The following is a 14,399-nucleotide window of genomic DNA, read 5'->3' as shown; positions in this document are numbered from 1 at the left end:
GACGGCGCCGATGATCGGTATGAAGGGGCGGGTGCAGAGTAAGCAGTGTGTTCGCCCCACCTTGTATATCAGCGTGATTGAGGCAGATCATCGATGGTATGAATGACGATGCGCTAACGGGTCGTCACGCATCAGCGCATCTTGGCAGCTGCATGGCCGCATGAAGTCGATCGTCCTATCGACTATTTACGCATCGTCGTTCGCAACCTTCGCCAGAAGCTGGAGGTCGATCCGTCTCGCCCCGGGCTTATCATCAACGAACTGGGCGTAGGCTATCGCCTGATGGCGGAAAACTGAGGGCCACTGATGCAAAGATGGTATCCCGTCGATGTCGGTGAAATGAAGGATAGCCCACAGCCGATGCCGGGAAGGGCGCGTTATGCGTCGTTGCTAAATCAATCAGCCGCAATCTGACTGTAAGCAAATGCCCCTTGATGCACGCAGTCAAAAGATGGATCCTCGATCCAGATATTGGCCAATCGCCCCGGTCGTCGCGATCCGGCAGGATTGTCGAACGGGGACGAGCGAGCGGGAGGGTGCAATGAAGACGACGAGGCGTCAATTGATCAAGGGCGCCGCTGCCGCTGCGTCGGCTCCAGCCCTTCTCTCTGAGGGGGCCGCTTCCACATTGCCGACCGCGCTTGGCGCTGGCCGTGATGTCCGCGTCCCGGCTCCGACCAGCTTTACACCGGACTGGACGTCGCTGACCGCTGGCTACAGCGTCCCCGACTGGTTCCGCGATGCGAAATTTGGCATATGGGCGCACTGGAGCGCGCAGTGCGTGCCGGAAGCTGGCGACTGGTATGCGCGGAACATGTATCTCCAGGGCAGTCGCGCCTATGATCATCATCTGGCGCATTACGGCCATCCCACCGACGTCGGTTTCATGGAGATACAGAATAAGTGGACAGCGCAGGCGTGGGACCCTGCCCGACTGCTTGACCTGTATAAGCGCGCCGGCGCTAAATATTTCATGGCGCTGGCCAACCATCACGACAATTTCGATGCCTATGCGTCTTCTCATCATCCATGGAACAGCACGCGTGTAGGGCCGAAGAAGGATATCATCGGCACCTGGGCGAAGCTGGCGCGTGAACGGGGCATGCGCTTTGCCGTATCGAACCATTCGTCCCATGCATGGCACTGGAACCAGCCTGCCTATGGCTATGATCCGGAAGGCCCCCATGCCGGTCGACGATATGACGCATTTCGCTTAACCGCCGAACAGGGCCGCGGCAAATGGTGGCAGGGGCTCGATCCGCAGCAACTTTATACCGGTCGCATGATGCCCATGCCAGACGGCATCCGCACCATCGCGGAGGCCAATGAATGGCATGAAGGCACCGACAGACTGTGGAATGAAGGTTTGCCTGCCGATCCTGTTTTTGCGCGAAATTGGTTTTTGCGCTGTCGCGAACTGATCGACAAATACCGGCCGGACATGGTCTATTTTGACAATTTCGATCTTCCACTCGAGCAATATGGCCTCGATATTGCAGCTTATTTTTACAATCAGTCGATGCGCTGGCATAATGGTAGTCTGGAAGCAGTCGTGACTGCCAAGATGGTCCCGCCGCAGCGGCGGATGGGCGTGGTCGATGACGTCGAACGCGGCGGCAAAAATTATATCGAACGCTTCCCGTGGCAGACCGATACCTGCCTTGGAAATTGGCATTATGACGCCGAACTCTATGAACGGGGCGGGTATAAATCGGCCGCTACCGTGTTGCACACCCTATGCGACGTAGTGTCTAAAAACGGCAATCTGATGGTATCGGTGCCGATGCGCGGCGATGGAACGATCGACGACAAGGCTGAAAAGATCGTCGAGGATATCGCCGCCTGGATGGCAGAATTTGGCGAAGCGATCTATGGCACGCGGCCATGGCGGCGCAACGGCGAAGGGCCGACCACGGGAAATACGGGGCTATTCTCGGAAGGTGGGCCGGTGTCGCCCTATGGCGTCAAGGATATTCGCTACGTCACCAAGGCAGGTAAGCTTCATGCCTTCGTTCTCGGTTGGCCGAATGACAATATCGCGCGGTTGACCTTGCTCGCAGGCAAGGATCCAACGCTTAGGGGGACGGTTGAACGTATCACCTTGCCGGGTAGCACCGAACCGCTGAGATTTACGCGCACGGACGACGCGCTGGAAGTAACCTTGCCACCCGCCGCGCAAAATACCATCGGATTGGCCCTTATTTTATCCGGAAACAATGTGGCGGACTGACAAATAGCCGCCTGCGCCCCAGCTGAGCGCAGGCGGCTATATCTATATTCCGGCTTTAGAAATTCACCCTTACGCGCGTGCCGTAGCTGCGCGCATCATTGAGGAAGCGGATGTTGAGCGAGGAGCCCACCAGCGCCTTTTGCGAAACCTCTTCATTTAGAAAACTGCTTGCCCAGCCTTCAAAGCGAAAATTCTTTATTTTGTAGCCGATGCCCAGATTAAGAGTAACATAGCCCTTCTGCCGACCGGGAAAACCTGCAGACAATGCGTCCTGACGCGTTCCATCTAGGAAGACGATGTCGTCTTCGTTGAACTGGCTCAGAAAGTAAGAGGATAAATAGTTCAGTAGCGCCTGCCAATCGAGGCGTCCGGGGCCAGCGTCAAACCATTGAGAAAGTCGCGCAGTGACATTCATCTTTGACGCCAGCGGCGGGCGCTTGCCGACCAGACTGATCGACGGCGAATTTCCGCCGTCATCAAAATCCTGCGCGCGCATCGGCAACGGTGCCCCGGGTAACCTTGGTGTCGAGATAGGCAGCGCTGATGTCCAGGCCGAATGCCCTGGAAACTTGAACCGCATTTCTGCTTCGGCGCCATAAATTCGCGATGCGCCGATATTGCGGTTGACCAAAGAATAGCCATTGCAGACCGGCGGCGTCTGCGTGCTCTCTAGGTTGATGCAGGTCAGATCCTGAAATACCTGGTTCGAATAATCATAGTAGAAGCCATTCAGATTGAAAATCGCCCGGCGACCGAACAGGTCAAAGCTATTGCGACTGCCGACTTCGTAACGAGCAGTTTTGCCGGGGAGACAGTTTCCGGTATAGGTGTTTGATCCAACGGTTTTGATGGTGCGATCCTTTCGCTGGAATGGAAGGAAGCATTATGGGACAGGTACGTCACGGGAGCGCCACGACCACGCACGCCGTCCGAGCAGCAATACAGCGATCGCAAGCTTCGCTCGCGACGCTGAGCCGGGAACTGGGGATCAATCGCAAGACGGTTGCGAAGTGGCGCAAGCGAGCCACCGTTGAGGATCTGAAGACCGGGCCGAAGGCCCCTCATTCTACGACCCTGACGGAAGCCGAGGAGGCGATGATTGTGGCGTTCCGGCGCCACACATTGCTGCCGCTCGACGACTGCCTCTATGCTCTGCAGCCGTCGATCCCGCACCTGACACGCTCAGCGCTGCACCGATGCCTGCAGCGGCATGATATCTCTCGCTTGCCGGACATCGAGGGCGACAAGCCCAAGCGTCAGCGCTTCGAGCGCTACCCGATCGGCTTCTTCCATATCGATATCGCAGAGGTGCAGACTGCCGAAGGTAAACTCTACCTGTTCGTTGACATAGACCGCACGAGCAAGTTCGCGGTTACCCAACTGGTCGACAAAGCCGACAGGCAGACCGCATGGGAGTTCCTCGAACATCTGCTCGAAGCGGTACCCTACCGCATCCACACCATCCTCACCGATAACGGCATCCAGTTCGCCGATCGGCCGCGCAACCGGAACACAGCCTTTTCGCGACAGATGCGCTTCGACATGATCTGTGAGGCAAACGAAATCGAGCACCGCCTCACCAAACCGAACCATCCGTGGACCAACGGGCAGGTCGAGCGGATGAACCGCACCATCAAGGAAGCGACCGTCAAACGCTTCCACTACGAACGCCACGAGCAATTACGCACGCACCTTGCAGACTTCATGGATGCCTATAACTTCGCGCGCCGGCTCAAGACGCTCAGCGGCCTCACACCATTTGAATACATCGCAAAAATCTGAACTTCAGAGCCAGACCGATTCATCGTCAATCCGATCCACCAGATGCCGGGACTGAACACCTAACCTATCGGGCCGGCGGCAGCGATGCGCATAAAGGCATCTACTGCCCGATAGACGCTACCCGCCAGACAGTGTTGGACACGTCATCCGCCACGATCAGTGCTTTGTGAACCGGGTCGAAGGTGACGCCGACCGGGCGGCCCCGGGCATGATCGCCCTTGATGAAGCCCGTCAGGAAATCCTGCGGCTCACCGGACGGGCGACCATTGGCAAAGGGCACCCAGACGACCTTGTAGCCTGCCAGATCCTGCCGGTTCCAGCTGCCATGCTCCCCAACGAACGCGCCTTCGGAAAAGCCGCCGCCAAAGCCGCCATCCGTCGTGAAACTGACGCCTAAAGCCGCGACATGGGACCCCAGCGCATAGTCCGGGCGGATCGCCTTGCGGACCATGTCGGGTTTTTGCGGTCGGACGCGCGGGTCAACATTCTGGCCCCAATAGCTGTAGGGCCAACCATAGAAGGCCCCAGGACGAACGCCCGTCAAATAATCGGGGACCAGCTGCGGCCCCAGTTCGTCGCGTTCGTTGACGACAGCCCATAGCCGCTGCGTGCGCGGTTCGATAGCCAGCGCGGTGGGGTTTCGGATGCCCGACGCATAGGTGCGATGCATGCCGCTTTGCCGGTCGATTTCCCAGATCACCGCCCGGTCCTGCTCGATCCCCATCCCGCGCTCGCCCACATTGCTGTTGGAGCCGATGCCTACATAGAGTTTCGACCCGTCCGGTCCGGCGGTCAGGGATTTGGTCCAGTGATGATTGATGTAGGACGGCAGCGGCAGAACCTCCACGCCAGGCGATGTGATGCGCGTCATGCCCTCGCGATAGGGAAAGCGCAGAAGTGCGTCCTGAGCCGCCACATAGATCTGCCCGTCAACATAGGCCAGGCCATAGGGCGCGTTAAGCCCCGTGATGAAGCTGGTGCGCAGTTCGGCGCGACCGTCATTATCCGCGTCCCGCAACAAGGTGATGCGGTTCCCGCCCTTGACCGACGACTTGCCCATCGCCTTGATATAGGTAGCGATCACGTCCTTGGGCCGAAGCGCCGGTGCGCCGCCGCCGGACCCTTCGGCGACCAATATGTCGCCATTGGGCAGAACTAGCGTCTGACGCGGGATGGCAAGACCGGTGGCCAATGCCGTGACGGTGAAGCCCTTGGGTGCGGTCGGCTTGTCGCTACCCCATCCCACGGGCGTGGCAATCTTCATCGGCGGCAGCAGCGTCTGTCGCTGGTCTGGCAAATCGGGCTGCGGGCCGGTTTGATTGAGGCCGGGATCGCTCTTGCCGCACGCCGTCAGAGTGAGGAGGCCGGCGCAAAGCCATAATGCATATTTTCTCACAGCCGACCCTCCCGATAGCCTGCAAAAGCGATCCAACCGGCCGCGACCGCAAAAATGCTGCTGATAATCGACAGGATGAGGCCCGTCGCGCCAACCGAACTCCATCCGTCACGGCTGTGCTGAAACGCATTGACCAGGCCCGCTATCATCATCAGCACCAGCAAAATGGCGCAGATGCCGGTGCGGGAGCGGGCACTGCCCTTGTGGCGGAAAAGCGCCACAATGCTCCATAGCAGGGAAAATCCCCCGCCCAGCAATCCACCGGTGATGAGCCAAGCGGAAAAATTGGTCCACTGGATTTCCGCCGTTTGGAGGTAGGTGATGTCGCTTATCAGCGCCGCGGGAAACATCGCGACCGGCCAGGCGAGCAGCAGGCCATGGAGCGGATGCATTAAAGGCCGGCGATGCGGCGGAGCACTGGGCAAGGGGGAACTCCCGGGCGAAGGATGACAGAAGCGCAATCCCTGGCGCGCGCATTGGTTGCGCGGCATCTTCGGGAGCCGGCACTTGTTACGAAGCAGAAATAATTGAACCGGACGGCGGCTCATGTGTTCGGCCATCAAAACGCACAGTCGATGCGGCATGAAAGGGGTAATCTCGCGCTATGCGCAATCCGTGGCTCTGGGCATTGCTGGTGGCCGGCCTAACCGCCTGCAATGCAGAGCAATCGACCCTGCATGTCTTCGGCGCAGAAGCGCGTGCCGTGCGCCAGATGGCGCTGGTGCTGACCATCGGTGCCGTTCTTATCGTGGCGATCATGGTGGCGCTATATGTGCGTGCTGTGCGTGCGCCCGAAGGCCGGCTCAGCCATGATGGCGGCATGCGGATGGTCCTGTGGCTTGGCGCGATCGGCCCGACTTTGATCCTGACAGCTCTGCTCATCTATGCCCTGCCGGCGATGCGACCGCGCGCTACTGCTCCGGGCGACCTGACCATCCGGGTGGAGGGCGAACAATTTTGGTGGCGGGTGGCCTATGACCCGGCCAGCGACCTGTCGCCATTGTCGTCGGCCAATGAAGTGCGCATTCCCGTCGGACGAACAGTCATCTTCGAACTCACCGCACGCGACGTCATCCACAGCTTCTGGATTCCCGGGCTGGCCGGCAAGATGGACATGATACCCGGACGCACCAACCGGCTGGTGGTGCAGGCGGAGAAGGCGGGCCGATATCGCGGCGTATGCGCGGAATTTTGCGGCCTCAGCCACGCGCTGATGGCCTTTGATGTCGTGGCCATGGACGGCGCCGATTTCGATGCGTGGATGGCACGGAGCAGAGCCGCGAGCACAGGCGTAACTGCTTCAAGAGGAGCCAGGCTGTTCGATGCGCACGGATGCGGCGGATGCCACGCGATACGCGGCACGCCGCATGATGCCGACATCGGCCCGGACCTCAGCCGTTTTGGCGAGCGGCCTACATTGGGTGCGGGCATATTGCCGCCAACGCCCGCCAATGTTGCAGCGTTCATTCGCTTCCCCCAGGATGCCAAGCCCGGCGCCCGCATGCCTGCTTATCCTCAAATCAGCGTCGCTGATGCGCGCGCGATCGCCGATTATCTCAAGGGGTTGAAATGAGCCTGCACGATCAGGATGATCCCGCACTGCGGGCCGCGCAGGAAGACAGGCTTCGGGCTGTGTGGAAACCGCCCCAGGGGCTGTTCCTGCGCTGGACCGACACCAATAACAATCGGGTCGGCGTCTGGTATGTGCTGACCGCATTTGGCTTCATGCTGTTTGCCGGCGTGCTGGCACTCATCATGCGCACGCAATTGGCCGTCCCGGACAATGACCTGGTGAGCGCGAATAGCTTCAATCAGCTATTCACCCTGCACGGCTCGATGATGATGTTCCTTTTCGCCGTGCCGATGTTCGAGGCGGTGTCGATCATCCTGCTGCCGCAATTGCTCGGCGCGCGCGACCTGCCCTTTCCCCGTCTGTCCGCCTTTGGCTATTGGTCCTTCCTGATCGGCGGGGTTTTCGTCAGCGGGTCCATCTTCTTCAATGCCGCGCCCGATGGCGGCTGGTTCATGTACCCGCCGCTCACGACCCGGACCGACTTGTCAGGCCTTGGTGCGGACATCTGGATGCTGGGCCTGTCCTTCATCGAGGTGTCGTCGGTTGCCGCAGCCGTCGAACTGATCGTGGGCGTGCTCAAATGCCGGCCGCCGGGCATGCGGCTCAATCTCATGCCGCTTTACGCCTGGTATATCCTGGTCGTCGCGGTGATGATCCTCTTTGCTTTCCCGCCCCTTATCGCGGGCGACATATTGTTCGAAATGGAGCGGCTGCTCGACTGGCCCTTTTTCGACGCGAACCGGGGCGGCGATCCGCTGCTATGGCAGCATCTTTTCTGGATCTTCGGCCATCCCGAAGTCTACATCATTTTCCTGCCATCGATCGCCCTGTTCGCCATGCTGGTGCCGACCTTCGCCAATCGGCATCTGCTGGGCTATCCCTGGATCGTGCTGGCGGCGGTGGGGACCGCGTTCCTGTCGTTCGGCCTGTGGGTGCACCACATGTTCACGACCGGGCTGCCCAAGATCAGCCTGGCCTTCTTCTCCGCAGCGTCCGAGGCTGTGGCGATCCCCACGGGCGTTCAGATTTTCGTGTTCATCGCGACGCTCTGGGCCGGCCGCGTCACCTGGTCGACGCCGCTGCTCTACGCCACGGGCAGCCTCGCCATCTTCGTGATCGGCGGCCTCACCGGCGTTATGGTGGCGGTCGCGCCTTTCGACTGGCAGGCGCATGACAGCTATTTCATCGTCGCGCATCTCCATTACGTCCTCATCGGCGGGACGTTGATGCCGCTCTTTGCCGGACTTTATTATTATTGGCCGTTGATCACTGGCAAGAAACTGTCCGACCGACTGGGACGCATCGCCTTCTGGATGTTGTTCGCTGGCGCGAACCTCACCTTCTTTCCGATGCATCTGTCGGGCCTGATGGGCATGCCGCGCCGCGTCTTCACCTATCCGGCGGAGCTGGGGCTTGGCGGCCTCAACCTCATGTCGACCGCCGGCGCCTATCTGTTCGCGGCTGGCGTCGCTGTCATCTGCGTCGACCTCGCGCTGTCGCCCCGTCGGGCCAAGGCGCCCCGCAATCCCTGGAACGCGGGTACGCTTGAATGGCTGGCGCACCCCGATGACGAGGATTGGGGCATACGGTCCGTGCCTTTGGTGGAAAGTCGTTATCCCATCTGGGACCAGCCCGATTTCGTCAGGAAGGTGGACGAAGGGCGATTCTTCCTGCCCGATGCGGAAGAGGGGCGGCGGGAAACGATCGTGACCACGGTCCTCGACGCGCGGCCGCTTGCCGTCATCCGGCTGGGCACGCCCAGCGTCAAGCCGATGCTGACGGCCATCGCGCTGGGCGGGGTGTTCATCTTCACAACCTATCATCTCTATTGGGCGGCGCTCGCCTGCGGCATCGCGACTTTGGCCTGCACCCTCTGGTGGTTGTGGACCGGCACCGCAGAAATTCCTGAAAAGCCGTGCAAGCCTATCGGCCATGGCCTGGAATTGCCGCTCTATCTGTCCGGGCCGGCCGCGCCTGGCTGGTGGGCCATGTTCATCACGATGATGGCCGACGCCACGGCTTTTTCCGGCCTGGTCTTCGGCTATTTCTTTTTCTGGACGCGCCATGCCGATTTTCCGCCGGCTACCATGGCGGATGGGCCGGGCATTTTATGGCCGATGGTCGCGCTGGCTGTCGGGGTCATCGGTTGGCTGGCGACGATCGGCGCGCGCGACATCCATGCACGCGGCGGCGTGGCAGCGGCCCGCATTCTGCTTCTGCTCGGCATCACGCATAGCATCGTGGGGGTCGGCGCGGGATTAGCCGGGCCGTGGACCAGCGGCCTTGATCCGCAAGCCCACAGCTATCCCGCTATTGTCTGGACGCTGGCTATCTGGACCAGCGCTCATGCCGGCGTGGCGGCCATCATGCAGGGCTATGCGCTGGCGCGCAGCTTGGCCGGCAAGATGAACCCGGATCATGATGCCGACTTGCGCAATGTCAGCATCTATATGCATTTCTACGCCCTGAGCGCGGTCGTCACCTATGCCACCATCGGCCTGTTCCCGGAGGTTGCATGACGGATCGGGGCAAATGGCATGAGCGGCTGAAGGTCACGCTCTGGACGCTGATCGTTCCGCCCGCCATATGGGCCGGGCATTTTCTAATGGCCTATCTGTGGGCCGCGATTTCCTGTGCGAAGGTGGGGGCATTCGCGACCTTCCCGACCCTGTTCGTGGTTGGCACGATCATCGCTCTGACGCTCATCGCCCTGTCCGGATGGATCGCGTGGAAGCAGACGCACCGTCCCGGCGATAGCGCCCCGCACCAGGATTCGACCGATATCGACCGGCTGCGGTTTCTGGCGAAATCGACGCTGCTCTTGGCGGGCCTCAGTTTCGTCGGTGTGATCTTCACGGCGCTGCCCGTCGTCTTTCTTCGGAATTGCCTGTGAAGCGGGCCACTCTTGTCGCCGGAATGGCCATGCTGCCCATGGGGTGGCTGCTGGCCGCACTGCCGCTCGGCATGATCGGCCATATGGCGGGCCATATGATTGCGGTCGCTGTCGCTGCGCCCCTGCTCGCTTTCGCCCTGACCGGGACGGCGGCTGATCCCGCGCGGCGCTGGCCCCATAGGGTGACGCCCATTGCGATGATGCTGGTCGAACTGGTCGTCGTGTGGCTGTGGCATTTGCCTGCGCTGCGCGCGGCGACGCAATCCTTTCCCTTCCTAGTCGTCGAACAATTCTGCTTTCTCGCCGCCGGCCTGCTCCTCTGGTCGTCCGTATGCCATGCCCCACAGCGTGTGGCGGGCATCGGCGCGCTGCTGCTGACGTCGATGCACATGACATTGCTGGGGGTGCTGATCGGCCTTGCGCCCCGGCCACTCTACCCGATGGCGCATCACGGCCATGTCGGCCTTGATCCGCTGGTCGACCAGCAACTGGGCGGCGTCATCATGCTGATGCTGGGCGCCGCAAGCTATTTCATCGGCGGGCTGGCGTTGCTGGCCAGCCTCCTTCGGCAGCGGAGTATGGCATGACTGTCCGCATCACCTGGCGGCGCGCGATCCTTGCGCTCGCCGGCATCATCGTTGCGGTCATGCTCTTTGCATGGTCGGGCGCGATGCAGGTTTCTGCTTCCTCGGGCCATTGGCGCGTCACCGACTGGTTCCTGCACTGGGTGATGCGCAACTCCGTGCGAACCTACTCCGCGCTGCAGGCGCCTGACGATCCTCTGGATAACACAGGCATGGTGAGCGCGGCGGGGCATTTCCGCCAGTCCTGCCAAGTATGTCACGGCGCACCGGGCGTCCGGCCATCGCCAGTGATGCAAAGCGCCACGCCGCCCGCGCCGGACCTGGCGAAAACCGCAGGAGAATGGCGGGATCGTGAATTGTTCTGGATCATCCGCCACGGCGTCAAATATACCGGCATGCCCGCTTGGCCCGCGCCCGATCGCCTAGATGAAGTGAAACGCATGGCGGCCTTCGTCCGCTTGCTTCCGCACATGACGCCTCAGCAATATCGTGCACTGACGCAGGCGGCAGGCGACAATGCGGCGGCCGGCATTGCTCCAGCGACCTTGGCGGCCTGCGCCAGCTGTCATGGCGCTGACGGGCAGGGGAGGGGGCAGCGCGACATTCCGATATTGGGCGGGCAGGACCCCGCGTATCTGCTGGCGAGCTTGCGGCGTTATGCAACCGGACAGCGGTCCAGTGCGGTCATGCAGACAGCGGTCGCTGGTTTGCCCGACGCGGAGATGCAGCGCCTGGCGTATCATTTTGCGGCGTTGCCGGGATTGAAAAGCGAAGTGCGGCTGGCAGACCTGCCCACCCTGAAGGATCAGGCCGGCTTGTCCATTCCAGCCTGCGCCAATTGTCATGCACCGGGCAAGGCAGGCCCAATCCTGGCCGGGCAGAAGCCGTCCTATATCGCCGCACGCCTCAAAAACTGGCAACAGGACAAGATGGTGGTCGATGCACGGCAATCGCCGGCGACCATGCCGACGATCGCCCGGCGCATACCGACGTCAAAAATCGATGCACTCGCAACGACTATCGGCGCGTCACCTCCTGCGAAGCAATAACGTCGCGGCTGTGCTCACCCGTGCATGTTGACCCATGCAAATGCCAGGAGCGCCGCCAGAACGAAGGCGAAGAACAGGTAAATGGCGAGACGGGACGTCGCCTTGCGGGCAGGGCGCTCCTTGTGATGGGGCATGAGGGTCCTTTCAAACTGTGCAGCCCCTCAACGCAGAAGACACGGCAAGGTGTCCGCTCCATAACCAATCCCAGATGGCCGAGCTTGCTCAAGGCTCGGCCTTGTTAAGCATCGCCTCCCCGAAGGTGTTGGCAGGGACGGTTCACGGCAAGGATCGATAAAAGGCGATAATCATCTCCTGCGCAAGGCAGTCGAGAATGGGCGGCACCAGACGGTCGTGAAAATCGATCGACATATGCGCTTCAAAAGCCGCTTCATCGCGGAAGGTGGCGACGACCTGGAACAGATCGGGGTTCTCTTCGGACTGGAACAGTTCGTAGACCAGTGCGTCGGGCTCATGCGCGAACACCAGCGTTTTCAATTCCGTTTGCAGCGCTACAAATTCGTCTCGCTTATCGGGACGTGTCCTTAATTGGGCGATGAAGCTTTTGCCGGGCATCACTCCGCTCCTTTTCCGTTGTCGAGATCAAAAAGAAGCTCGCGTTCATACGAGCCTTCCATGCATGCCACGATCTTCTCGATGAGCGGCTTGTTATGTGCATAGCCCATATGGGCCTCGTCGGCGGCCTCATCCACGAAGCTTTCGAACACGGCAAATCTGCCGGGTTCGGCCAATCTGAAGAATTGATAATGCAACGTGCCCTGTTCGCTCTTTGACAATGCCTCCATTTCGCGGGCCAAGGATATGAATTCTGCTTCCCGGCCATCCTGTATCTGAAAGCGCGATAAAAAACTGAACGCCATTGTCGATTCCCCTCCTCTTATCGCCCCAAAAATCCAGCCTTGGCGGCGTGGGTGCCGTGTGTTGTGATAGCAACTTAGCGCGGTGAATAAATAAAACAATCATGACTGTCGGCAAATGTGGCGGCCGTCACCACGTGCAAACGCAAGCGTCAGAAAAAAACATTCATGACTGATTGCCAAACGCTGTAATCATGATAATTCTGACACCGAACCCGCAGCGATGGCGGGACGGCAAGGAGAGAGAGGCATGTTGAACAGGCAGCTTTACCGCTCGTCATGTTTGTTTGCGATGATCGCGGCATTCGGAGCCGCACCTGCATTTGCGCAATCGGACGCTGCACCCACCCCGTCCGCGCAGGGCAATAGCGCAAGTTCGGCAGATACTGCCGGCTCTGGCGGGACCGGGCTTGCAGACATCATCGTCACGGCGACCCGCCGGTCGACGGATTTGCAATCCACACCTGTTTCGGTGTCGGCCGTCGATAGTTCTCTCATCGCCCAAGCCGCCCCACGCGACCTTGGCGACCTGGCGGCATTCGTCCCGAATTTCTCGGCCGCCACGATTGCCAACTTCAACGCGGCCAGCTTCGCGATGCGCGGGGTCGGGCAAACCTCGATCATCGTCTATTTTGAACCACCTGTAGCTGTCCTGGTCGATGACTTTGTCGTCCCATCGGTGCAGACGCAGTTGCTCGACACGTTCGACGTGGCCCAAGTCGAAGTGCTGCGCGGCCCCCAGGGCACGCTCTTTGGCAAGAACACAACCGGCGGCGTGGTAACCGTTCGCACGAAGCGCCCTGAAATGAATTATATCGGGGTCGAAGGGCGCGTCGAATATGGCGATTTTGGCCAGCGTAAAATCCAGGCGGCGGCCAATGTGCCACTTGGCTCGATCGCGGCTCTGCGCCTTGTCGGGGGCTATGAAAAATCCGACGGCTATTACAAAAACGGTGCTTGCTACGGCCCGGTGACCGGATTTGTGCCGAATAAATTTGATGGTCGCAGCGGCTGCCTGGGCGGCGAAACGCTCGGCGGCAAGGATGTGTGGCAGGCGCGGGCCAAATTGCTGATCGAACCTTCGTCCAATTTGAGCGCGTTGTTTCAATATGAATGGATCCGCGACACTTCCGACGTCGTGCCATCGGTCAACGAAAATTACCTTTATACGGGGACAAATCCGTTCCTGACCGACCTGCTGGGTCTGACCGATCCCAACGCGCAGGGCACCGATCCGCTTGATCGCGCGGCCTATACCGGTCGCAACGACGCGCTGCTCTTCATGGGTCAGGGGCAGCGTATTTCTGTCGATGGCGTTTACGCCAATATCGAATATGATACCGGCATTGGCACCATCACGTCGGTGTCGGGCTATCGATATCAGCGGTCGCGCATTCCTAACTCCTATGCCGGCGCTACGGCGGTGGCCGCCGATGGGCAATATCTGTCTTTCTTTGACGCGACGCGCGATGACAATCGCAAGACCTGGCAACAGGAATTGCGCTTTGCTTCGGACTTTTCCGGACCGTTCAATTTCGTCGCAGGCGGCTTCTATCAGCGCGACAAGATTGATTTCTGCGTCGGTCAGGTTCTGGGTTTTCTGGACCTGACCTCGGGCCCACTCCCGTTCGGCAACTGGAACGACACGCCCTATCTGCTGTGCAATGCCCAGCGGGCCAAGTCGCGCGCCTTGTTTCTGGAGGGCACATTCAAGGCGACGGACCGTCTGACCATTACGGCTGGCGGGCGCTACACCTGGGATGACAAGACCTGGCTCGGTCGGCAGCAAACCTTTATCCCCGCCCTGGGCGGCGGATTTGACCCCACGATACGTCTGGGCCAGGCGCTTGATGCCAGCGTCTATAACTATCCGGCGGGCGTCGTTACGGTTTCCGACAAATGGCGCGAGCCCACATACCGCGTCAGCGTCAGCTATCAGGCGACTGATGATCTGTTTGTGTTCGGTGGCTATTCCCGTGGGTACAAGGGCGGCGGTTTCAACGACCAGATTGGCGGG

12 protein-coding genes and 2 pseudogenes are annotated in these 14,399 nt (G+C 60.3%); 9 read left to right on the top strand and 5 right to left on the bottom strand.

What is annotated here, in order from left to right:
• Positions 1–129 precede the first annotated feature (129 nt).
• Together SAB01S_RS18320 and SAB01S_RS17665 are read left to right on the top strand one after the other, a co-directional pair.
• Positions 130–297: pseudogene (locus tag SAB01S_RS18320) on the top strand (winged helix-turn-helix domain-containing protein); the annotation flags it as partial.
• A gap of 127 nt (positions 298–424) precedes the next feature.
• Positions 425–2,230, top strand: coding sequence for an alpha-L-fucosidase (locus SAB01S_RS17665; RefSeq protein ID WP_369405249.1), 1,806 nt, complete (start codon positions 425–427; stop codon positions 2,228–2,230).
• A 55-nt stretch (positions 2,231–2,285) separates the two neighbouring features.
• On the opposite strand, the gene SAB01S_RS18315 is transcribed toward SAB01S_RS17665, so the two are convergent.
• Positions 2,286–2,963, bottom strand: coding sequence for a TonB-dependent receptor domain-containing protein (locus SAB01S_RS18315; RefSeq protein WP_245646525.1), 678 nt, complete (start codon positions 2,961–2,963; stop codon positions 2,286–2,288).
• A gap of 152 nt (positions 2,964–3,115) precedes the next feature.
• Here SAB01S_RS18315 and SAB01S_RS17655 point away from each other — a divergent pair.
• Positions 3,116–4,009, top strand: a pseudogene (locus SAB01S_RS17655) (IS481 family transposase); the annotation flags it as partial.
• Between the two features lie 103 nt (positions 4,010–4,112).
• On the opposite strand, the gene SAB01S_RS17650 reads toward SAB01S_RS17655, so the two are convergent.
• Positions 4,113–5,408 (bottom strand): PQQ-dependent sugar dehydrogenase, encoded by a 1,296-nt coding sequence (locus SAB01S_RS17650; RefSeq protein WP_062734641.1) that lies wholly within the window; start codon positions 5,406–5,408, stop codon positions 4,113–4,115.
• A complete protein-coding gene (locus tag SAB01S_RS17645; RefSeq protein ID WP_062734639.1) occupies positions 5,405–5,833 on the bottom strand; it encodes a DUF2231 domain-containing protein in 429 nt (142 codons plus the stop codon). Before SAB01S_RS17645 ends, SAB01S_RS17650 begins: the two co-directional genes overlap by 4 nt.
• Positions 5,834–6,012: 179 nt before the next feature.
• Between SAB01S_RS17645 and coxB the strand changes: the two genes are divergently transcribed.
• From coxB to SAB01S_RS17620, 5 genes are read left to right on the top strand one after another with little or no spacing between them, the layout of a single operon-like run.
• The gene (gene coxB / locus SAB01S_RS17640) at positions 6,013–6,981 is read left to right on the top strand and encodes a cytochrome c oxidase subunit II (protein WP_062734637.1); all 969 of its coding nucleotides are present in this window, start codon (positions 6,013–6,015) and stop codon (positions 6,979–6,981) included.
• The gene (ctaD, locus tag SAB01S_RS17635; protein ID WP_062734635.1) at positions 6,978–9,500 is read left to right on the top strand and encodes a cytochrome c oxidase subunit I; all 2,523 of its coding nucleotides are present in this window, start codon (positions 6,978–6,980) and stop codon (positions 9,498–9,500) included. The genes coxB and ctaD overlap by 4 nt, the downstream gene beginning before the upstream one ends.
• On the top strand, positions 9,497–9,874 hold the full coding sequence (locus SAB01S_RS17630) for a hypothetical protein (protein ID WP_062734633.1): 378 nt from the start codon (positions 9,497–9,499) through the stop codon (positions 9,872–9,874). The genes ctaD and SAB01S_RS17630 overlap by 4 nt, the downstream gene beginning before the upstream one ends.
• Entirely contained in the window at positions 9,871–10,461 is a 591-nt protein-coding gene (locus SAB01S_RS17625; RefSeq protein WP_062734632.1) for a cytochrome c oxidase assembly protein, read from the top strand. Before SAB01S_RS17630 ends, SAB01S_RS17625 begins: the two co-directional genes overlap by 4 nt.
• Complete coding sequence (locus tag SAB01S_RS17620) at positions 10,458–11,507, top strand: c-type cytochrome (protein WP_062734629.1); 1,050 nt, start codon at positions 10,458–10,460, stop codon at positions 11,505–11,507. The genes SAB01S_RS17625 and SAB01S_RS17620 overlap by 4 nt, the downstream gene beginning before the upstream one ends.
• 276 nt (positions 11,508–11,783) lie before the next feature.
• Here the strand turns inward: SAB01S_RS17620 and SAB01S_RS17615 are convergent, their stop codons facing one another.
• Both SAB01S_RS17615 and SAB01S_RS17610 read right to left on the bottom strand, forming a co-directional pair.
• Entirely contained in the window at positions 11,784–12,080 is a 297-nt protein-coding gene (locus SAB01S_RS17615) for a putative quinol monooxygenase (protein ID WP_062734627.1), read from the bottom strand.
• Complete coding sequence (locus SAB01S_RS17610) at positions 12,080–12,385, bottom strand: putative quinol monooxygenase (RefSeq protein WP_062734626.1); 306 nt, start codon at positions 12,383–12,385, stop codon at positions 12,080–12,082. The genes SAB01S_RS17615 and SAB01S_RS17610 overlap by 1 nt, the downstream gene beginning before the upstream one ends.
• A gap of 247 nt (positions 12,386–12,632) precedes the next feature.
• On the opposite strand from SAB01S_RS17610, the gene SAB01S_RS17605 reads away from it, so the two are divergent.
• On the top strand, positions 12,633–14,399 hold a 1,767-nt coding region (locus SAB01S_RS17605), incomplete at its 3' end, for a TonB-dependent receptor (RefSeq protein ID WP_062734646.1).

Source organism: Sphingobium abikonense NBRC 16140 (assembly GCF_001598335.1).
In the GTDB taxonomy this organism is placed as follows: Bacteria; Pseudomonadota; Alphaproteobacteria; order Sphingomonadales; family Sphingomonadaceae; genus Sphingobium; species Sphingobium abikonense.
The sequence above is the reverse complement of the archived record's forward strand: the minus strand, read 5'-3'. Positions and strand labels throughout refer to the sequence as shown.